Source organism: Oceanobacter sp. 5_MG-2023 (assembly GCF_030548165.1).
Taxonomy (GTDB): domain Bacteria; phylum Pseudomonadota; class Gammaproteobacteria; order Pseudomonadales; family Oceanobacteraceae; genus Oceanobacter.
On the sequence record NZ_JAUORS010000001.1, the window covers coordinates 200,050 to 220,251 of the forward strand.

At 52.3% G+C, this 20,202-nt stretch carries 17 protein-coding genes; 6 read left to right on the top strand and 11 right to left on the bottom strand.

Features of this window, described 5'->3' with window-relative positions; translation table 11 throughout:
• Positions 1 to 329: 329 nt before the first annotated feature.
• Positions 330 to 878, top strand: coding sequence for a TetR/AcrR family transcriptional regulator (locus Q4551_RS00935; RefSeq protein ID WP_303431233.1), 549 nt, complete (start codon positions 330 to 332; stop codon positions 876 to 878).
• Between the two features lie 292 nt (positions 879 to 1,170).
• Here Q4551_RS00935 and Q4551_RS16215 read toward each other — a convergent pair whose 3' ends face one another.
• From Q4551_RS16215 to rpmH, 6 genes are all read right to left on the bottom strand, one after another.
• Positions 1,171 to 1,341, bottom strand: a complete 171-nt coding sequence (locus Q4551_RS16215; protein WP_368501347.1) for an AAA family ATPase — start codon at positions 1,339 to 1,341, stop codon at positions 1,171 to 1,173.
• Positions 1,342 to 1,441: 100 nt separating this feature from the next.
• Positions 1,442 to 2,836 (bottom strand): tRNA uridine-5-carboxymethylaminomethyl(34) synthesis GTPase MnmE, encoded by a 1,395-nt coding sequence (gene mnmE / locus Q4551_RS00940; protein WP_303431234.1) that lies wholly within the window; start codon positions 2,834 to 2,836, stop codon positions 1,442 to 1,444.
• Between the two features lie 93 nt (positions 2,837 to 2,929).
• Entirely contained in the window at positions 2,930 to 4,579 is a 1,650-nt protein-coding gene (yidC, locus tag Q4551_RS00945; RefSeq protein ID WP_303431235.1) for a membrane protein insertase YidC, read from the bottom strand.
• A 2-nt stretch (positions 4,580 to 4,581) separates the two neighbouring features.
• Positions 4,582 to 4,878 (bottom strand): membrane protein insertion efficiency factor YidD, encoded by a 297-nt coding sequence (gene yidD / locus Q4551_RS00950; RefSeq protein ID WP_303431236.1) that lies wholly within the window; start codon positions 4,876 to 4,878, stop codon positions 4,582 to 4,584.
• Positions 4,838 to 5,230: a ribonuclease P protein component gene (gene rnpA, locus Q4551_RS00955; RefSeq protein WP_303431237.1), complete on the bottom strand. Its 393-nt coding sequence runs from the start codon at positions 5,228 to 5,230 to the stop codon at positions 4,838 to 4,840. The genes yidD and rnpA overlap by 41 nt, the downstream gene beginning before the upstream one ends.
• A gap of 32 nt (positions 5,231 to 5,262) precedes the next feature.
• Positions 5,263 to 5,397 (bottom strand): 50S ribosomal protein L34, encoded by a 135-nt coding sequence (rpmH, locus tag Q4551_RS00960; RefSeq protein WP_303431238.1) that lies wholly within the window; start codon positions 5,395 to 5,397, stop codon positions 5,263 to 5,265.
• A 522-nt stretch (positions 5,398 to 5,919) separates the two neighbouring features.
• Between rpmH and dnaA the strand changes: the two genes are divergently transcribed.
• The 5 genes from dnaA (at position 5,920) to fabV (ending at position 13,600) form a co-directional block, all read left to right on the top strand.
• A complete protein-coding gene (gene dnaA, locus Q4551_RS00965) occupies positions 5,920 to 7,425 on the top strand; it encodes a chromosomal replication initiator protein DnaA (protein WP_303431239.1) in 1,506 nt (501 codons plus the stop codon).
• Between the two features lie 16 nt (positions 7,426 to 7,441).
• A complete protein-coding gene (gene dnaN, locus Q4551_RS00970; RefSeq protein WP_303431241.1) occupies positions 7,442 to 8,542 on the top strand; it encodes a DNA polymerase III subunit beta in 1,101 nt (366 codons plus the stop codon).
• A 6-nt stretch (positions 8,543 to 8,548) separates the two neighbouring features.
• The gene (gene recF / locus Q4551_RS00975; protein ID WP_303431242.1) at positions 8,549 to 9,640 is read left to right on the top strand and encodes a DNA replication/repair protein RecF; all 1,092 of its coding nucleotides are present in this window, start codon (positions 8,549 to 8,551) and stop codon (positions 9,638 to 9,640) included.
• 55 nt (positions 9,641 to 9,695) lie between these two features.
• Positions 9,696 to 12,113 carry a DNA topoisomerase (ATP-hydrolyzing) subunit B gene (gene gyrB / locus Q4551_RS00980; protein ID WP_303431243.1) on the top strand — a complete coding sequence of 806 codons (2,418 nt, stop codon included), beginning with the start codon at positions 9,696 to 9,698 and terminating at the stop codon, positions 12,111 to 12,113.
• Positions 12,114 to 12,409: 296 nt separating this feature from the next.
• On the top strand, positions 12,410 to 13,600 hold the full coding sequence (gene fabV, locus Q4551_RS00985; protein WP_303431245.1) for an enoyl-ACP reductase FabV: 1,191 nt from the start codon (positions 12,410 to 12,412) through the stop codon (positions 13,598 to 13,600).
• 517 nt (positions 13,601 to 14,117) lie between these two features.
• Here the strand turns inward: fabV and Q4551_RS00990 are convergent.
• The 5 genes from Q4551_RS00990 to Q4551_RS01010 all read right to left on the bottom strand — a co-directional run bounded on the left by Q4551_RS00990 (position 14,118) and on the right by Q4551_RS01010 (position 19,842).
• Positions 14,118 to 14,942 (bottom strand): 1-acyl-sn-glycerol-3-phosphate acyltransferase, encoded by an 825-nt coding sequence (locus Q4551_RS00990; protein ID WP_303431247.1) that lies wholly within the window; start codon positions 14,940 to 14,942, stop codon positions 14,118 to 14,120.
• A gap of 207 nt (positions 14,943 to 15,149) precedes the next feature.
• The gene (gene gmhB, locus Q4551_RS00995) at positions 15,150 to 15,725 is read right to left on the bottom strand and encodes a D-glycero-beta-D-manno-heptose 1,7-bisphosphate 7-phosphatase (RefSeq protein WP_303431248.1); all 576 of its coding nucleotides are present in this window, start codon (positions 15,723 to 15,725) and stop codon (positions 15,150 to 15,152) included.
• Between the two features lie 157 nt (positions 15,726 to 15,882).
• Positions 15,883 to 17,961 (bottom strand): glycine--tRNA ligase subunit beta, encoded by a 2,079-nt coding sequence (gene glyS / locus Q4551_RS01000; RefSeq protein ID WP_303431250.1) that lies wholly within the window; start codon positions 17,959 to 17,961, stop codon positions 15,883 to 15,885.
• Positions 17,961 to 18,980, bottom strand: a complete 1,020-nt coding sequence (gene glyQ, locus Q4551_RS01005) for a glycine--tRNA ligase subunit alpha (protein WP_303431252.1) — start codon at positions 18,978 to 18,980, stop codon at positions 17,961 to 17,963. Before glyQ ends, glyS begins: the two co-directional genes overlap by 1 nt.
• A gap of 208 nt (positions 18,981 to 19,188) precedes the next feature.
• Entirely contained in the window at positions 19,189 to 19,842 is a 654-nt protein-coding gene (locus Q4551_RS01010; protein WP_303431253.1) for a sensor histidine kinase KdpD, read from the bottom strand.
• Positions 19,843 to 20,202 lie beyond the last annotated feature (360 nt).

The following is a 20,202-nucleotide window of genomic DNA, read 5'->3' on the forward strand; positions in this document are numbered from 1 at the left end:
TTAATGCCAAAAATGTGAACTTTTGCTAAATATGTCCTTTATCACCGGCTAATCACTGGTCTTCCCAAGAATGCCGGACATCCACCCCCCTATATCTGAAGGGGTCATATAAGCAACCGCCATGACTGCAGCATCTAACCGTTGCCAGGCTACCGGCAAGCTCGGGAACACAACCGGCTCAGAGGGTTGCCCAGGGCACAAAAGAGGCCATCAATACCGTTTTTTAGGCACCATTGCTCAAAAAACCGGCATATTTCTGATCCAGGCCATTCTATTGATTCCTAACACCCGATAGAATTTATCCAAGAGACATACAGGGAGAACGTGCCGTGAGCGATACCAGAGATCATCTCAAATCCATTGCGACTGATCAGATCTGCAAAAACAACCTGGCTGCAGCCAGTTTTCGAGAAATGGGCAAGGTAGCAGGGATCAAATCCAGCTCCGTGCATTATCACTTCAAAAGCCGGGACGCACTGTTACTGGAATTGGCTACCGACTACCAACAGGCTTTTTTTACGGAACTGCAACAGCGTACCGACGGCATCAGTAGCCCGCGGCAGCGACTGCAACATCTGTGCGACTTGTACATGGATCACTTCAGCAGCAATGGCCAGTGCCTTGCCCAGGCTTACAGCGCCGGTATGAACGAACTGACCGAAGACAGTCTGACAGCAATCCAGGCTTTTTATGATGCCTTGTACGAGTGGGTACTTGACTGCCTCAGCTCCGCCCGCTTCTTGCCGGTCTCTCGCGAAGCGCTGGCACGGGTCGTTGTATCTTCCTTGCAAGGTGCAATGGTTGCCGATCGTGTCCGGCCAGACACCCCTCATCTGGAGTCCGTCCGCGAATGGCTCGGGACATTGACCAGCCTTTGATAGACAAGGCTTTAAAAGTAAGCAACTGCTTACTTTTAAAGCTCTGGAATTCGCATAATATGCCCAACAATGAACTATCCAGCTTCTCAAAAATATTCCAAAAAATCTTCATACAAATAAACGCACTGATTCATTGATGATCTCTGTATCAGGCAATCCATCCGCCAGTAAACAACTCTGCTGCCAGGCGCCCTTGTTATCAGAAAGAAAGCACGGTATCGGCAACTGTTGCTGTTTCGCAATCAACAACAGTTTTTTGACAACGATAGTAAGAATGAGTCGCCATAAATATTTACATGCCCTTCGCGGCCAGTAACGCCAAAATATCGATCAGTTGCACAATGGCTGTTGGATGTAGCGCTGACTCGGGTTCATCAACAAAAACGACGGAAAAACGATTGCCTAACAGAGTATCCAGGATGGCTATTTTTTTGATGCCTTCGCTGTGCTGTGAATGGAGTATCTGGAGTTACCCTGCTTATCCCGATTAATCTCTGTATGCATTATATTACCGGAGTCAATGACGTTGGCTCCTGTTTTTGACCAGAACAAGACTCGCACCATCACTTGCCGATACAAAAAGATCCAAAAATCTTGCCCAGCAAGTCATCGGCACTGAATTCACCGGTAATCTCCCCCAGCGCTTTCTGAGCGTCGCGCAGGTCTTCGGCGAGGAGTTCCCCTGCTGCAAGCCCGGATAGCTGTTGTTGCCCCTGTTGCAGTGCGATACGGGCGCGTTCAAGGGCATCCAGATGGCGGCGTCGAGCCAAGAACCCGCCTTCGCCACCGGCATCAAACCCCATCACCTGTTTCAGATGCTGGCGCAAAGCGTCGATACCCAGTTGCTGACGGGCTGAAATCCGTAACACCGGAAAGGGGCCCTGGTTGTCCAGACCTGCAGTTTCGTTGGCAAGGTCGATCTTGTTGCGAATCACGGTCAGTCGACCGCTGCGAATCAGGGCGTCGGTTTCGGTGGCCAGACCCTGTTCGTCATAGAGTGCGTGCAGCAGTTGTTCCGGGCTGTGCTGGTCGCTTGTGGCGTCCATCATCAGCAGGATACGGTCGGCCTGGCGAATTTCGTCCCAGGCCCGCTGGATGCCGATACGTTCCACTTCGTCAGGGGCATCCCGCAGCCCTGCGGTATCCACTACGTGCAGAGGCATACCATCAATCTGGATATGTTCCTTCAGAACGTCGCGGGTGGTACCGGCAATGTCGGTCACGATCGCTCGCTCATGACCCGCCAGGGCGTTAAGCAGTGAGGACTTGCCAGCATTGGGACGTCCGGCAATCACGACGGTCATGCCTTCGCGCAGAATGGAGCCTCGGGTCGCTTCGGCCAGTACCTGTTCCAGCGCGGCCATAACCGTGACCAGTTTGGCGGCGACCTTGCCGTCGGAGAGAAAGTCGATTTCTTCTTCTGGAAAGTCCATCGCCGCTTCCACGTAGATACGCAGTTCGATCAGCTGATCGAGCAGCTGTTGTATGCGGCGGGAAAACTCTCCTTGCAATGAACGCAGGGCACAACGGGCCGCTTGTTCGGAGGCGGAATCAATCAGGTCGGCAATGGCTTCTGCCTGGGCCAGGTCCAGCTTGTCGTTCAGAAAAGCCCGTTCGGAAAACTCCCCCGGACGGGCCAGACGACAGCCCTGTGACACCAGTTCATTCAGCAACAAATCCAGCACCACCGGGCCGCCATGACCCTGGAATTCCACCACATCTTCGCCAGTAAACGAGTGGGGGCCGGGGAAAAAGAGGGTAATCCCTTCATCCAGAACGTCTCCGGAGGCAGCTTTCAGCGCACCATAATGGGCATGCCGGGGCCGGGGCTGATAACCAATCACCCGCTCTGCAATGGTTTGCGCTGCCGCGCCGGAAACTCGCACAATGCCAACGCCTCCACGGCCGGGAGCAGTGGCAATGGCGGCAATAGTGTCCTGATGAATGGTGTTACTCATGACAGCCTCACAGAGAGAAAGGGGATCGTTGCAGGTCGTCTTGCAGATACAAAAACGGGAGCCAATGGCTCCCGTGATCGCTGAAAACCAGCTTCAGCTGTTTTCTATCTGCTTGGTGATCACGTACTGCTGAGCAATCGACAGCAGATTGTTTACCACCCAGTACAGTACCAGACCAGCCGGGAACCAGAGGAAGAATACAGTCATCATCACTGGCATAAACTGCATCACCCGCGCCTGCATTGGATCTGGAGGGGTCGGGTTAAGACGCATCTGTACAAACATCGAAGCACCCATCAACAGCGGCAGAATGAAGTAAGGGTCCATCACCGACATGTCGGTAATCCAGAGTGCAAACGGTGCCTGACGCAGCTCAACCGATTCCATCAGTACCCAGTACAGAGAGATAAATACCGGCATCTGGATCAGCATTGGCAAGCAGCCACCGAGCGGATTGATCTTCTCTTTTTTGTACAGCGCCATCATTTCCTGGCCCAGTTTTTCACGGTTGTCGCCGTACTGTTCCTTGATCTGCTGCATTTTCGGGCCAACCTTGCGCATGTTGGCCATGGAGCGATAGCTCACTGCAGACGGGTAGAAAAACAGGATTTTCACACACAGGGTCAGCAGGATGATGGCCACACCCCAGTTGCCAACAATACTGTGGAAAAAGGTCAGCAAGAAGAACAACGGTTGGGCAATCCACCACAACCAGCCGTAATCGACGGTCAGTTCCAGGTGCGGTGCAATCTGTTCCAGCGAGTCCTGATCCTTGGGTCCAACATAGAGACTGGCACCGGTTTCACCGACAGTACCCGGTGCGACCACCATGGCCTGATCATAAAAACCGAAGATGTAGTTACCCTTGACGAAGCGACCATTGTAGGTGTGGGTCGCATCTTGTGACGGTACCCAGGCAGAGAGGAAATAATGCTGCAACATCGCAGCCCAGCCGCCTTCTTGCGGGTTTTTGTATACTTCGTCTTCAAGGTCATCGAAGGTGATTTTTTCGTAGCGATTTTCTTTGGTTGTCAAGGCAGCACCCAGATAGGCCTGCATGCCCATACCGCTACCAGCAGAAGGATCCGGAGAGGCATCCCGTTTCAGCTGGGCGTAAAACACCCCTTCCCATGGCTCGGATGAGTTGTTGTGAATCCGGTATTGCATGTCGATCAGGTAATTTCCCCGGTGAAAGGTAAATACTTTTTCGACCATACCCTTGTCTGTCTCGGTTGACAGCACAACCACCAGTTCATCGTCACCTTCGGTCAGCGTGTAGTCATTCTTTGCTGCACTGAAGAGCGCGCCACCATTGGTATCGATACCATCACGACCAATCAGGCCGCTTTGTGCCACGTAGGTACGGCGCTGGTTGTTTTCCAGCAATACAAACGGGATGTCCTTGGTTTCGATAGACGCCGGAAACTCCGGTAGCAACACTTCGGTCACTTCACCGCCGCGAGGGTTGATGGTTACTTGCAACACATCGGTCTTGATGCGGATCAGCTCACCGGATGGTGTCGGGGCACTCCCTGTGGAGCTGATCTGAGGTGCTTCCAGCTGCGGATGTTCCGCATCGGCTGTTACATCAGCAACGCTGGGTACATCCGGGATTGCCGGTGTTTCTGCCTGGATCGGCGCATCGATACGGGTTTTTTGCCCGTAATCGTCGTTCCAGGTAATGAAGATAAAATAGCTCGAAATGGCCAGGCCAAGGTATATAACCGTACGGCGGATATCCATGTTCAGGGTTTCCGTTGACAACAGTTGGAAGAATGTTTGGGTAAATCAGGTACCAGATCAACGCCGTGATCCCCCCAGGGGTGGCATCTGACCAAACGACGGATGGCGAGATAACCGCCACGCAAGGCACCGTATCGTGTTACCGCTTCAGCAGCATAAGACGAGCAGGTAGGGTAAAAACGACAGCGGGAGGGCAATAACGGACTGATGGCGTAGCGATAGCCGGCAATCAGCAACAGCAGTATTCGAGCTGCAAAACTAACGTCGCCGTCTTTTTTGATTGTTGCCGGACTTGCCATGGTTTGGTCGCTTTAATCGGAACCAGAGGGAGTCAATCATCTCACGTATCTGACGGTTGTCCAGTTCGGTAATTCCTGACCTCGCCAATACGACATAATCGTATGAACCCAGTTCGGGCTGGTGATGACGGAATGATTCCCGAATCAACCGTTTGACACGATTTCGATCGACAGCATGTCGAATTTGCTTCTTGGCTAACACAAACCCCAGACGCGGACGCTGTTGTTGGTTGCCAGAAGCAAGGACCAGCAATTGGGGAGTACTCCCGCGCCGTTCAGTATCATCAAAAACTCGTTTGAACTCAGCTGGTTTCAGCAATCGTGCATCACGGCCAAAGGTCAAATCGATCATCAGTAAACTGCGGTCGGGAGCTATCTGCCCGATCAGGCGCTCAGATTCTGACGGCCTTTGGCACGACGGCGAGTCAGGATCTGACGACCGCTTTTGGTAGCCATACGTGCACGGAAGCCGTGGTTGCGCTTGCGCTTCAGGACGCTTGGTTGAAATGTACGTTTCATATTCGGATACCCGGTTAATGTTTAGGGGTCAGTTTTTAAAGGGCGGCAATTGTATGAGAAAGCCGGATAAATGGCAATGACTGTTTCCTGACCAATTTTGATGACCGAATCGGTCAGCATAATTCCCCACAGTCCCAATATTATTATTTTGTATGAATTAGTGTTTGAAAAGAGATGGAGGACTGATGAAGTTATTATTATTACATCACGGTTTTTCTGTGGATAACCGGTCTAAGCTTTTGATTCCAATGAATTTATAGAGTTAATAACCAGGTCTTGTTCCAGTGATGAAGGTGGTATTAAGCTGACCGTAACCCGTGTGTGAAAGAGCAAGATATACCGTCGCTGTCTGATCGCCATCATTTGCTGTGGAGTAAATGGGTGATTACGGTCAGGTTTTCCACAGGTTGTTGGTTGGCAGTTTCGATGGTACTGAATTCACCCGCTGCGAGTCAGACTATTCTGTGGATAACTTCTGCCACTTTGGATACACTAGCGGCCTTGACCAAAACGTAAATTGAGGTGGGTGTGGCTGTTTTTTGGGATGAATGTTTACGGCATCTGGAGCATGAATTGCCGACCCAGCAGTACAACACCTGGATTCGACCTCTGATGGCGTCTGAGCAAAATCAGCGGTTGGTATTAAGTGCGCCAAACCGCTTTGTTCGGGATTGGGTCAAAGACAAATACCTGCAACGAATCCAGGAAATTCTTTCCGAGTTGAATGGCGGACGGCTGACTCACGTGGATCTGACCGTGGGTGAATCGCAGCCGATGTTTCGTGCGCCACCGCCTGCGCCGCGCCAGGCTGAACCACAGCCACCGGTGGCGCGTAATACGGCCTCCAGCTTTGCTGCCACTCGGGCACGAGCAGAAGATGATGAGCCAATGGTGGATGAATTCCAGCCGCCAGCGGTTACTGCCAAACCTCCGGTACAAATGCCTGTCAATACATCCGCGGCTTCCACTTCCCGCCGGGAAGTACAGGTAGAAGGAGGGGTAAAGCACCGTTCCTTCCTGAACCCGACATTTACCTTCCAGACTTTTGTTGAAGGTAAATCGAACCAGCTCGCCCACGCTGCAGCCCAGCAGGTTGCCGAAAACGCTGGCGGGTCGTACAACCCACTCTTTATATATGGTGGTGTTGGCCTGGGTAAAACCCACTTGATGCATGCGGTCGGCAATTATCTACAGTCAAAAAACCAGAACGCCAAGGTACTTTATGTACACTCCGAGCGTTTTGTACAGGATATGGTCAAGGCCCTGCAGCTGAATGCCATTAACGAATTCAAGCGTTTCTATCGCGGTCTGGATGCCTTGCTGATTGATGACATCCAGTTTTTCGCCGGTAAAGAGCGCTCCCAGGAAGAGTTCTTCCATACCTTCAACGCCTTGTTGGAAGGTGGTCAGCAAATGATTCTGACTTGTGACCGTTACCCAAAAGAAATTCATGGCCTTGAAGAGCGGTTGAAGAGTCGTTTTGGCTGGGGACTGACGGTCGGTGTTGAACCTCCCGAGCTTGAAACTCGGGTCGCCATCTTGATGAAAAAAGCAGAGCAAAGTGGGGTGCACTTACCCGATGATGCTGCTTTTTTTGTTGCCCAGCGCATTCGCTCCAATGTCCGGGAGTTGGAAGGTGCCCTGAAGCGAGTGATTGCCAGTGCGCAATTCACCGGCAGTGAAATCAACCTGCCGTTTATCAAGGAATCGCTGAAAGACCTGCTTGCTCTGCAAGAACGGCAAGTCAGTATTGATAATATCCAGCGGACCGTCGCCGAGTATTACAAAATCAAGATCTCTGATTTATCATCTAAGCGCCGAACACGATCGATCGCCCGCCCACGACAAGTGGCGATGGCGTTAAGCAAAGAGCTCACTAATCATAGTCTTCCCGAGATTGGCGAAGCCTTTGGTGGCAGAGATCATACGACGGTGTTGCACGCTTGTAGAAAAGTGAAAGAACTGCAACAAACCAACGCTGACGTTCTTGAAGATTACAAGAACCTGCTGCGTTCACTGACAACCTAGACCTGAGTGGAGAAACATGAAATTCGTAATCTCTAGGGAAGCTTTGCTACGCCCCCTGCAACTGGTGGCGGGTGTTGTTGAAAAACGACAGACGTTACCGGTGCTCTCCAATGTATTGTTGGAAGTGCGTGGTCAGCAGTTATCCCTGACAGGGACCGATCTCGAGGTCGAACTGGTTGGCCGGGTAACGCTTGACGAAGCCGGTGTTGAAGGTGCTGTTACTGTGCCCGGCAAAAAACTGATGGATATTTGCCGCTCCTTGCAGGACGGTGCCCAGATAGAAATTGCCCTTGATGACCAGCGCGTGAATATCCGCTCTGGTCGTTCACGTTTTACCTTGTCCTCCTTGCCTGCCAGCGAATTTCCTAACGTTGAATCGGTGGGTGAAGAAAAAAGCTTTACCATGAGCCAACAGGTGTTACGCCGGGCGCTGGATCGCACCAGCTTTGCCATGGCGCAACAGGACGTACGGTATTATCTTAACGGCATGCTGTTTGAAGTCAGCACTGACTCACTGCGTACCGTTGCAACCGACGGCCACCGCCTGGCGACCTGCCGTGTTGATATATCCGGGCCGGATGAAGCCAGCCAGATTATCTTGCCACGCAAAGGCGTGCTGGAATTGGCAAAACTGCTGACAGACGCCGAGATGAGCGTGACCTTGTCTTTGAGTGGTAATCACTTACGCACCCAAACCGAGAATTTCACTTTTATCTCCAAGCTGGTTGATGGCAAGTTTCCGGATTACACCCGGGTAATTCCAAAAAATGGAACCAACGTCATGCTGGCCGATCGCCAGGAATTACGCCAGGTATTTGCCCGGACGGCGATTCTTTCCAACGAAAAGTATCGTGGTGTACGTTTGGTGCTGGCTCCGGATTTATTGCAAGTGTTTGCCAATAACCCTGAACAAGAAGAAGCCGAAGAATCTGTAGCCGTTCATTACAGTGGCGACTCCCTTGAAATGGGCTTTAACGTTGCCTACCTGCTGGACGTTATGTCTGTTATCAGTAATGAAAACGTCAAACTGACGCTGTCCGACGCAAATAGCAGTGCACTTCTGGAAGAACCGGAAGGTGGCGACTCGCTTTACGTTGTGATGCCGATGCGCTTGTAGGTATTTATGCCGATTCGGCGTTTGTCCGTTCGCGGTGTCCGTAATCTGGCACCGCTGACGATTCAGCCTCATTCCCGTGTTAACTTTATTTATGGTGATAACGGCAGCGGTAAAAGCAGCTTGCTGGAATCCATCGCCTTGCTGTCTTCCGGCAAATCTTTCCGTTCCAATCAGATTAAACAGCTGATCCTGCACGATGCGGATCGGCTTGAGCTGGAATGCGAGATGGGCGAGCCTGATGAAGAAAAAACACAGAACCTGTACAGCCTCCGTTTACGTAATGGTGACGTACTGTTTCGCCTTGATGGATCGGTACTGACATCCCAGGCGCAGGTCGCCAGTTGCTTGCCGGTTCAAGTGATTGAGCCCAATACCTTCCGGTTACTGGTTGGATCTCCAGAAGACCGCCGCCAGTTTCTTGATTGGGGAGTGTTCCATGTGGAACCTGGCTTTATCGAAGAATGGCGGATCTTCCGTAAGGTACTAAAACAACGCAACAGCGTGCTGAAACAAAAAGAAACCAGCTGGCTGGATGTTTGGGATGATGGCTTTATGGAAGCCAGCGAAAAGATTCACCAGTATCGCCTGGCTTATCTGAAAGATTTTGTGCCTCGCTTTGAGACTACGCTGGCAGCACTCGATGAAAGCATCAAGGTAGGATTACATTATTATCCCGGCTGGGAAAAGGACAGCCAGCTCAAGGATATTCTGGCCCGACAGCAAGAGCGGGATTTACAGCTGGGCTATACTCAGTCTGGCCCACATCGGGCAGAGCTGCGTATTCGAGTGAATAAATTACCGGCAGCGGATGTACTGTCGCGAGGCCAGCAAAAAACAGTGGTGGCAGCACTGAAGCTTACCCAGGGAATTCTGTATAAGCAAAGCTGTGGTAATGCGCCTATTTACCTGGTCGATGACCTGGCCTCAGAGCTGGATTCCCGGCACCGTTTGGCTTTATGCCAGGTGCTGGAAGATTTAAAATGTCAGGTATTTATTACAAGTATAGAAAAGCAGCAACTGATGGACAGCTGGACCCCCTCCGACTTCAAGGTGTTTCATGTGGAACACGGCAAAATCGAAGAAGAAAGCCTTTCCTGATCACCTGATCCAACAAGCAGTTGTTGATGCTATTTCCGCCCAAGAGGAACACTGAATGAGTGAGCAGAGTTACGATTCGTCCAGTATTAAAGTACTGAAAGGCCTAGATGCCGTTCGCAAGCGCCCAGGCATGTATATCGGTGATACGGACGATGGCACCGGCCTGCATCATATGGTGTTTGAGGTGGTTGATAACTCCATTGATGAAGCCTTGGCGGGTTATTGTGACAGCGTTAATGTCGTTATTCACACGGACAATTCGGTATCGGTATCGGATAACGGCCGAGGTATCCCCACCGAGATTCACGAAGAAGAAGGTGTCTCTGCTGCGGAAGTGATTCTGACGGTACTGCATGCTGGCGGCAAGTTTGATGACAACAGCTATAAGGTTTCAGGTGGATTACACGGCGTGGGTGTTTCCGTCGTCAATGCGTTATCTGAAAGCCTGAAAATGACCATTCGCCGTGGTGGCAAACTGTTCGAACAGGAATACAGCCACGGTGTGCCAGATTACCCATTGCGGGAAGTGGGTGTCAGTGACACCACCGGCACCATGGTGACTTTTTTACCATCAAAAGAAACCTTCACCAAAACCGAATTCTCCTATGAGTACCTGGCCAAACGCCTGCGGGAATTATCCTTCCTGAACTCTGGTGTTCGCATTTATTTAAAAGATGAGCGAGTCGCCGATAAAGAAGACGTTTTTGAGTTTGAAGGTGGGTTAGCCTCCTTCGTAAAATATCTCAATGACGGCAAAACCGCCCTGAACGACGTTTTCCATTTTAATGCTGAGCGTGAAGACGGTATTGCTGTGGAAGTGGCGATGCAGTGGAACGACTCCTTCCAGGAAAATATCTTCTGCTACACCAACAACATTCCACAACGGGATGGTGGTAGTCACCTGGCCGGTTTCCGTGCGGCCCTGACGCGTACCCTGAATACCTATATTGAAAAAGAAGGTCTGGCGAAAAAAGCCAAAGTGGCTACCACTGGTGACGATGCCCGCGAAGGCCTGACCGCGATTATTTCGGTCAAGGTACCTGATCCAAAATTCAGCTCCCAGACCAAAGACAAGCTGGTATCTTCTGAAGTGAAACCTGCGGTGGAGCAGGAGATGGGACGCCTGTTCAGTGAATATCTGATGGAAAACCCGTCTCAGGCAAAAGACCTGGTTGGCAAAATGATCGATGCTGCCCGTGCTCGTGACGCCGCTCGTCGTGCTCGTGAAATGACACGCCGTAAAGGCGCATTGGATATTGCCGGTCTGCCTGGCAAGCTGGCGGACTGTCAGGAAAAAGATCCAGCCTTGTCAGAAGTCTACCTGGTGGAAGGGGACTCGGCCGGCGGCTCCGCCAAGCAAGGCCGGGATCGTCGTACTCAGGCAATTTTGCCGTTGAAAGGTAAAATCCTCAACGTTGAAAAAGCCCGCTTTGACAAAATGCTGTCGTCAGCAGAAGTCGGCACCCTGATTACTGCATTGGGCTGTGGCATTGGCCGGGAAGAATTTAACCCCGACAAATTGCGTTATCACAGCATTATTATCATGACCGATGCGGACGTGGATGGGGCGCACATCCGGACGCTGTTGCTGACCTTCTTCTTCCGCCAAATGCCAGAAATCATTGAACGTGGTCATGTGTATATTGCCCAGCCGCCGTTGTACAAAATCAAACGTGGCAAGCAAGAGCAGTACATCAAGGATGAAGAAGCGATGGAGGAGTACCTGACTCATATCGCTTTGGAAAAAGCCGCACTTCATCCGTCAGCGGATGCGCCAGCCATAACGGACACGGCTTTTGCTGAACTGGTTGCCGACTATCGGGCAGCACAAGAGATCGTACAGCGCTTGTCTGGCCTGATTCCTCAAGCCGTATTGCATCAGCTACTGACGCTGCCTGTTGTGGAAGCCTCTGCTCTGGGTGATGAAGCCTTTGTGAAAAACTGGGCTGCGCAGCTGGACGCAGTACTGCCGGATGCTGGCCGCAGTGGCAACCATTTCCACGTGGAACATATCCAGGATACTGAGCGTAACGAGTTTAATGTACTGGTTAAGGTCATTACTCATGGTGTGCCACGTGATTATATTCTCGATCGTGAATTTTTTACCGGTTCCGGTTATCGCAGATTGTCGATGATCAGCCAACGCCTGAGCGATACATTGGAAAGTGATGCCTATATTCAACGAGGGGAGCGTGTTTATCCTATCGTTGATTTCTGGGATGCAATTCAATGGCTGCTGAATGAAGCCAAAAAAGGCTTCAATATCCAGCGCTATAAAGGTCTGGGAGAGATGAACCCGGATCAATTGTGGGAGACCACCATGGACCCGAATACCCGTCGTATGCTGCGGGTTGGTATCGAGGATGCCATTTCCGCCGACAAGATGTTCACAACCCTGATGGGTGATGAAGTGGAACCGCGTCGCGCCTTTATCGAAGCCAATGCATTAAACGTAGCGAACCTGGATTTCTGATTTCTCCAGTGTTTATCAGGCCCCGGCGGAGGTATCTCGGTCGGGGCTTTTTTATTTCAGGCTTTTGAGTGGCAAGATTCTGTCACTGAAAAAACGCATCAAAAAATTTCATCCACTGAGTTATCCACAGAAATGTCCGGTCAGCAGGGGATGATTGACTCAATAGTGCTTGTCCCAAAGAGAGCTGCTATATAGTGGGTGGCAAGCTACAATAACCCAGCATTGGCCGAAGCCTGCTTGTTGCTGCCAGACGAGTGCTTCGGGTATCCCGTAATCCAGATCGACAGGAATGATTCATGATTATCAAACCGAGAGTGCGCGGTTTTATGTGTGTAACAACCCACCCAAGTGGTTGTGAAGCAAACGTTAAAGAGCAAATTGACTTTATCAAGGCACAGGGCAAGATCGATATGCCCAAGCGTGTCCTGGTGATTGGTGCTTCGACCGGTTATGGCCTGGCTGCACGTATTGCGGCTGCCTTTGGTGCAGGTGCATCCACACTCGGTGTGTTTTTTGAAAAAGAAGGAACAGAGAAAAAACCAGGCAGTGCTGGTTGGTACAACTCGGCGGCGTTCCATCAATTTGCTGAAGCCGATGGCTTGTATGCAAAAAGTATCAACGGTGATGCCTTTACCAATGCGATCAAGCAAAAAACCATCGACGCCATCAAGGCCGATATGGGTCAAGTCGACCTGGTTATTTACAGTCTGGCTGCTCCTCGTCGCCAGCACCCGGTAACCGGAGTTGTCCATAACTCGACCCTGAAACCCATCGGTAAAGACGTTACCCTGCGAGGTATCAATACCGATAAGGAAATCATTCAGGACTTCACCTTGCCAGCCGCTTCTCAAGAAGATATCGACAATACGGTTGCCGTTATGGGTGGTGAAGACTGGCAGATGTGGATCGATGCGCTGGATGCTGCCGGGGTATTGGCGGATGGTGCCAAAACATCTGCGTTTACCTACCTCGGCGACAAGGTAACCTGGGATCTGTACTGGGGCGGTACCATTGGCCAGGCGAAGCAAGATCTCGACAAACGAGTGATCGCTATCCGTGAAAAACTGGCGGCCAAAGGCGGCGATGCCCGGGTTGCTGTGTTAAAAGCCGTTGTGACACAAGCCAGCTCCGCCATTCCAATTATGCCACTGTACCTGTCGCTGCTATTCAAAGTGATGAAAGAGCAGGGTACTCACGAAGGCTGTATCGAACAGCTGTATCGCCTGTACAGCGAGTGCCTGTATTCAGATACTCCACGTCTGGATGATGAAGGACGTGCCCGGGTTGATGAACTGGAGCTGATTCCGGAAGTACAAAAAGCCGTTGAAGATGCCTGGGATACCATCACCACGGACACCATCGCGACCGATACCGACTTTGCCGGTTACAAGGCAGAGTTCTTGCGCCTGTTTGGTTTCGGCCTGGAAGGCGTAGACTACGAAGCCGATGTTAATCCGCTGGTCACCATCAAAGGCATGGTCGAGTAATTCGGACCATGCCTGAATGTTCCGGGCTTTGGTGTTCCGGGCCAGAGTGGGCGATTGAAAGCGGGGCTGAAGCCGGGGTGTAGGGTGTGTGAGTAGATCAGTGCCAGAGAATCAGACTGGTACTGGCAGACGATAAAGAGAGTGAAACGGCGACGTGTTTCACGTGAAACACACTCTTTAGCCAGCGATGATCAGCCAAGCCATCAAGACAAGAGCCAAGCCACACTGGCGACAGGCACACTCAGAAGAACAGTAAAAAAGCCGATGATTCCCAAAGAATCATCGGCTTTTTTATGGCTCTCTTGTTATGCGCTAAGCGATAGCGTGCAATATCCAAGTAAGGTCAGAATTCACGACAGGACGACCGGAACCATAAGCCCGAATGTTCCACATGGAACAGGATGGCCCAGAGTGAGCGCAACCAGGCGTCACAATATCCAGACCAATAAAAACGGCCCTCAGGTTAACCAGAGAGCCGTTGTTAAAACCAATCTGTGTGGTGTTTGCTGTGTGCTGGCTAGAAGCGCTTGCCGCTGGTCACGGCTTCCACATACTCACCCTGGAATGGCAGATCAGAAATACGATCGACCTGCTCGTTGATCCAGGTTTCAGTCAGTTCATTCAAGTCGGCAGTACTCATACCTGCGGTTTCGATGGGAGCACTGATCACCATACGAATAACCCCCGGCGATTTTACCCAATGAGTGTTGGGCCAATGCTCGGAAGAGTTATGGGCAATGGTGATAACAGGAGCAGCGGTTTTGGTCGCCAGCATGGCCCCTCCCTTGGAAAACAGCTTGCGCTTGCCCGAAGGAATACGGCTGCCTTCTGGAAAGACCAGCACGTGAATACCTGCCTTCAGCCGCACCTCACCTTGCTGAATGACTTGCTTGAGAGCGTTGGTCTTTTTATTACGATTAATAAAAATGGGTTGAATCAACTGTAAACCCCAGCCAAAAAACGGCAGGTAAGACAGCTCTTTCTTGACCACCTGCACGTGCGGGTAGATCAGTGTTGGCAGCATAAAGGTCTCCCAGGTGCTCTGGTGTTTGCTGATCAGCACATAGCCACGGCCATCGCTGGGAATATTTTCCCGGCCTTCGACCTCACAGCGAATACCTGCAATCCAGCGCAAACCAAAAATAACCAGGCGGCAATGAATGCCCATTACCCAATAGTTACGTGCCTTGAGCGGTAAAAAAGGGCCAATCAATAAACTGGGGATAAACCAGATAACGGTGACTACCGTCAGCCAAATGTAAAAAAGGATACTGCGTAGTTTATGGCTGAACGGTGAGTTTGGAACGTCGGCAGCGGCCGAATAACTGGAGCTGTTCATCATGCTGAAGAAGCCTTGTTGAAAATCAAACTGTCTGCGTGTTTATACCATTGCCATGAGGTTTTGATTGTTACGTCATTTCCTATGACTGTTTCCCTGTGGGCACGGGCACTGCACCGGACTCCAAGCAGATTGTGGGCTACAGGGCCTGCCAGCCAGACTACCTGACCCGGCTCCGACACACCAAGTATTCGTGAGGCTATCGAGCTATCAGTCAGGCCCGGTTATTGGGTTTTGATTTTCCGAATTGAGGAATTGATCTACCCAGGATGACAGATCATCAAACACGGCGGTATGGGCGAGTGTTGGGTGAGTGGCCAGCTTGTTTTCCGAGCCACGGCCCTTGCCGGTGCGCACCAGTATCGGTGTACATCCAGCTGCGGTACCGGCTTCGAGATCCCGGATAGAATCGCCGACCATGACAGCCCCTTGGGCGGAGACTCCCAGCACCTGTTCAATCTGATGGATCAGGCCAGGTAATGGCTTGCGGCAATCACACTGATCCCCAGGGCCATGGGGACACCAGGCAATATGGGCAAGATGACCGCCCTCGGCTTCAATCAAGGCATTCATTTTGCTGTGCATGGCATCGAGATCATCCTGATGGAAATAACCCCGGGCCAACCCCGACTGATTGGTGGCGACGGCTACCTGATAACCTGCCTGGCACAGGCGGCCGACGGCTTTGGCACTGCCGGGAATAGCGATCCATTCCGCGGCAGATTTGACGTAAGCATCGGAGTCCTGATTAAGGACGCCATCACGATCGAGAATAATCAGTGACATGGGATTGATCTCCGAGGGCATGGCACAGGCCAGTGTATCCATCATTCAGTGTGAGCGAACACACAAAAGCCCGGACCAGCCGGGCTTTTGTAGTCAGAGACAGACGATTGAGCCGCTTATATTGCTTGCCGTTGTCTGTGTGCCAGTTCAGCAGGTTTTAACCTTGCAGCAGGCTGATGTCAGCGATGGCAACAAACATCGCCCGTAGCTGCTTCAGCAGCGCCAGACGGTTGTTTTTGATCGCTTCGTCATCCGCCATCACCATGACATTATCAAAGAAGTTATCGACCACATCACGCAAGGTGGACAATACCGTCAAGGCACCTTCGTAATCGCCGCGTTTGATAACCGGGCCAACCAGATCGGCCAGCGCCGTGACTTCTTCAAACAGGGCTTTTTCCTGTACTTCCTGCAGCAGCTCGGCGTTGACTTCGGCTGTGATGGTATCGCCGCCGTTTTTGGCCAGAATATTGGAAACCCGTTTGTTGGCAGCGGCCAATGCCGCGGCTGATTCCAGCTGGCTGAAAGCGTGTACGGCTTTCACCCGACGGTCAATATCGAGCGGCTGGGTAATGCCGAGGGCACGGACCGAGAGGAACACATCCGCCGGAATATGCGCATCCTGGTACCAGGCACTGAAGCGGTCGAGCAGATACTCTGCCAGGGCAGCCTTGGTGTCGGCTTGTAATTCAATCGGCCAGTCATTGTCGAGTGCCCAGTCGAGCAGATCCGACAGATCGATATTGATCTTCTTTTCCACCAGAATACGTAATACACCGAGAGAGGCACGACGCAGGGCAAACGGGTCTTTGGAGCCGGTGGGCAGTTGGCCAATGCCAAACAGCCCGGCCAGTGAGTCCAGCCGGTCGGCCAACGCAATGGCAGTACCGGTTGCGGTATCGGGCAGTGCATCACCGGCAAAGGCGGGCATGTACTGCTCAATCATGGCGGCGGCGACATCGGCGTGTTCACCATCGTGCTCGGCGTAATATTTACCCGCCAGACCTTGCAGGTCGGTGAACTCGAATACCATGTTGGAGACCAGATCGTTTTTACACAATCGGGCGGCTCGCTCAACCAGAGCGGTATCAGCGTTCATGGCGCTGGCAATTTTCTGCCCCAGCGTTGAGATGCGGCGGGCCTTGTCGGCGATGGAGCCGAGGCTGTTGACCCAGACAACGTTCTCGAGCTTGTCGAAACGGCTCGCCAGCGGCTGCTTGCGGTCGGTATCCCAGAAGAATTTGGCATCGGCCAGACGTGGACGAATCACTCGCTCGTTGCCGGAAATCACCTGGGCCGGATCTTTTGATTCGATATTGGCGACGGTAATAAAGTTGTTCAGCAGCTGGCCATCTTTCATTACGTGGAAGTATTTCTGGTGCTCTTTCATGGAAGAGACCAGTGCTTCCGCCGGAACGGTCAGAAAGCTTTCATCAAATGAACCCGCCAGGGCGACAGGCCACTCATTAAGCGCGGTGACTTCTTCGAGCAAGTCGTCACTGATAACCGCTTCACCACCCAGTTTTTCACCGGCGGCTTTTACCTGTTTGGCAATCAGCTCCGAACGTTCGGCAAAACTGGCCATCACATAGGCAGCACGCAAGGTTTCTTCGTACTCGGCCGGTGAGTTGATACTTACTTCACCAGGTGCATGGAAGCGGTGACCCATGGAGGTGTTACCGGCTTGCAAGCCCAGTATTTCAGCGTCGACAACGGCGTTACCAAACAGCATCACCAACCATTGTACTGGCCGGACAAATTCAACCCGGGAGTCACCCCAGCGCATGCGCTTGGGAATCGGCAGCTTGTCGAGGCTGGTCTGTACGATGGCAGGCAGCAACTCAACCGTTTGTTTACCCTTGATCGTGCGCTGGATCATCAGCTTGCCAGCGTTTTTACCGGCAGATTCGGGAGCGGTTTGTAACTCACTGGCATCGACACCGGCACGGGCGGCAAAACCTGCCGCCGCCTTGGTCAGATTGCCGTCGGCATCGTAGGCGATTTTGGCCGGTGGGCCATAGAGGGTTTCCTGCTGATCGGCTTGTTGCTCGGCGAGGCCGGTAATACGCACGGCCATACGTCGTGGTGCAGCAAAAATGGTGACCTTGTCAGTCGTCAGGCAGGCGTCGTTCAGGCCATTGACGATGCCGTCGGCAAAGGCTTCCGACAGGCTTTTTAATGCCATGGGTGGCAGTTCTTCGGTACCCAGCTCTACCAGAAAATCTTGAGTGGCCATTATTTGTTCTCCCCAGCCGCTTGGGCTGCTTCTTTCTCAGCCTTCTTGCGTGCTTTTTCAGCGTCCTTTTCTTTATCGGCTAACCACTTGGCCAGCACTTCCTCACGAATACCGTCTTCGGCCAGCGGGAAGCCACGTTCGGCACGACTGTCGTAATAACAGTGAGCGACGGCACGGGCGAGGGTGCGAACACGCAGAATATAGCCCTGACGCTCGGTGACAGAAATCGCCCCGCGTGCATCCAGCAGGTTAAAGGTGTGCGAGGCTTTCAGGGTTTGTTCGTAGGCTGGCAGTGGCAGGTTGGCAGCGACCAGCTTGGTGCAGTCTTTTTCGTATTGATCGAAGGCCTGGAATAAAAAGTCGACATCGGCGAATTCAAAATTGTAGGTGGATTGCTCCACTTCGTTTTGATGGAAGACGTCGCCGTAGGTGACTGGCTCTCCGTCGGGGCCATAGGTCCAGACGAGGTCGTAGACCGAGTCGACTTCCTGCAGGTACATGGCGATCCGTTCGAGACCGTAGGTGATTTCACCCATGACCGGGAAACATTCCAACCCACCGGCTTGCTGGAAGTAGGTGAACTGGGTGACTTCCATACCGTTGAGCCAGACTTCCCAGCCCAGACCCCAGGCGCCCAGTGTTGGCGATTCCCAGTTGTCTTCTACAAAACGGATGTCGTGGATCAGGGTATCAACCCCAAGCACATTCAGAGAGCCAAGGTACAGCTCCTGGAAGTTGGCTGGGGAAGGCTTCATGACCACCTGGAACTGATAATAGTGCTGCAGGCGATTGGGGTTTTCACCGTAACGGCCATCGGTGGGACGACGGCTGGGCTGAACGTAGGCCGAGTTCCATTTTTCCGGGCCAATGGCGCGTAAAAAAGTGTGTACATGGAAAGTACCGGCCCCGACTTCGAGGTCCAGTGGCTGGTTGATAACACAGCCCTGATCGGACCAGTACTCTTGCAGGGCGGCAATCATGCCCTGAAAGGTTTTGACGTTATGGCGACTCTGACTCACAGCTTCTACCCCTGGGGAGATGTTCCTGAAAAACAAAGGCCGGGATTATAGCAGCGCTGGAGGTTGAAGACAGAGGCAATCCGTCATGAGGGTCTTGCAGGCCCTGGCAGAGGAACAAGGGATAGCCAGCCTGTACGGCGATCAACGGAACAGGCGCAGCGGATGCCGGCCAACCATCACTCTACCGGTCGGCGAAATCGAGCCGCTGTTAATGCTGTATATGAGGCAGAACAATACAGACTTCTGCGCCCCCTTTGGGCAGGTTGCCACAACTGACACGGCCTTGCTGCTCGCCTTGTTTGTGATGGCGGGCAATTTCACCGATCAGGTAAAGGCCGAGGCCACTGCCACCGTTTTTGGTGGTGATACGCTCGCCGTTCAGGATGCTTTGATCAAAACCGTGGCCGTTGTCTTCGACCCGGAAAACCAGCGTGTTGTTGCCGCTCTCGATGGCGGCACTGAGACGGATACGCGTGGCACCGGCCTGGGCGCTGTTGGTGATCAGCGTCACCAGTGCCATATGCACCAGATCTTCGCTGTAAAAACCCTGAATGGCTTCGTCGATGTTGTTTTCAAAACGAATATTGGGAAACTGCAACTGGGTTGAATCGATGGCATCGAGGACGGTGTCGTGGGGCCAGGCATCATCGAGGGGGAAATCACGCTCTTTTTCCATCCGGAACAGCGTCATCATCTGGATGGCGTCGTTTTGCAGGCGGCTGGTGTTCTGCAAAATCGGCTTGAGATAGGCATGGTAGCGTTCAGGAATATGCGTCAGCGCTTCCTGTTCGCACGCCAGCAGCGTTTGCAGCTGGTTTTTCAGGTCGTGGATGACCGCACCGATCATGTAATCAAATTTCATGAAGCAAGCTCCTGGAGCAAGCGAGTAAAGTGGTTCATCGAGCGCCGGGAGCGCACAAACGGTTCAGGGACAAGCGTTACACCATCTCGTCCGCGACCACTATGGATATCCGGGACAGATATCTGTGGCGTTAGCGATTTTGCCGTTTGCCGCCAGGGCAGTGCTCAGAGGCACTTTAGCGTTGAGGCGTGTCTCTGTCACCTCGTGCGGCCAGGATTCGTGATGGTGTCCCTCCGTGGATTGGCTGTCCAGCTTCTCAGTATAGACGATGCCGCTGTCTGGACAGGATTGAACCTTTATCGTCAACGTCATGCCAGTGTCATTTTGAGCCAGCTGCTATAACACTTGCCTGAATAAACA

Excerpts from the sequence above, each read along its gene's own strand:
- Q4551_RS00990 (WP_303431247.1), bottom strand. The coding sequence starts at position 14,942 with ATGATGAACAGCTCCAGTTATTCGGCCGCTGCCGACGTTCCAAACTCA.
- rnpA (WP_303431237.1), bottom strand. The coding sequence starts at position 5,230 with ATGATCGATTTGACCTTTGGCCGTGATGCACGATTGCTGAAACCAGCT.
- glyS (WP_303431250.1), bottom strand. The coding sequence starts at position 17,961 with ATGGCCACTCAAGATTTTCTGGTAGAGCTGGGTACCGAAGAACTGCCA.
- mnmE (WP_303431234.1), bottom strand. The coding sequence starts at position 2,836 with ATGAGTAACACCATTCATCAGGACACTATTGCCGCCATTGCCACTGCT.
- gmhB (WP_303431248.1), bottom strand. The coding sequence starts at position 15,725 with ATGTCACTGATTATTCTCGATCGTGATGGCGTCCTTAATCAGGACTCC.
- recF (WP_303431242.1), top strand. The coding sequence starts at position 8,549 with ATGCCGATTCGGCGTTTGTCCGTTCGCGGTGTCCGTAATCTGGCACCG.
- rpmH (WP_303431238.1), bottom strand. The coding sequence starts at position 5,397 with ATGAAACGTACATTTCAACCAAGCGTCCTGAAGCGCAAGCGCAACCAC.
- Q4551_RS01010 (WP_303431253.1), bottom strand. The coding sequence starts at position 19,842 with ATGAAATTTGATTACATGATCGGTGCGGTCATCCACGACCTGAAAAAC.
- dnaN (WP_303431241.1), top strand. The coding sequence starts at position 7,442 with ATGAAATTCGTAATCTCTAGGGAAGCTTTGCTACGCCCCCTGCAACTG.
- yidD (WP_303431236.1), bottom strand. The coding sequence starts at position 4,878 with ATGGCAAGTCCGGCAACAATCAAAAAAGACGGCGACGTTAGTTTTGCA.
- fabV (WP_303431245.1), top strand. The coding sequence starts at position 12,410 with ATGATTATCAAACCGAGAGTGCGCGGTTTTATGTGTGTAACAACCCAC.
- gyrB (WP_303431243.1), top strand. The coding sequence starts at position 9,696 with ATGAGTGAGCAGAGTTACGATTCGTCCAGTATTAAAGTACTGAAAGGC.
- yidC (WP_303431235.1), bottom strand. The coding sequence starts at position 4,579 with ATGGATATCCGCCGTACGGTTATATACCTTGGCCTGGCCATTTCGAGC.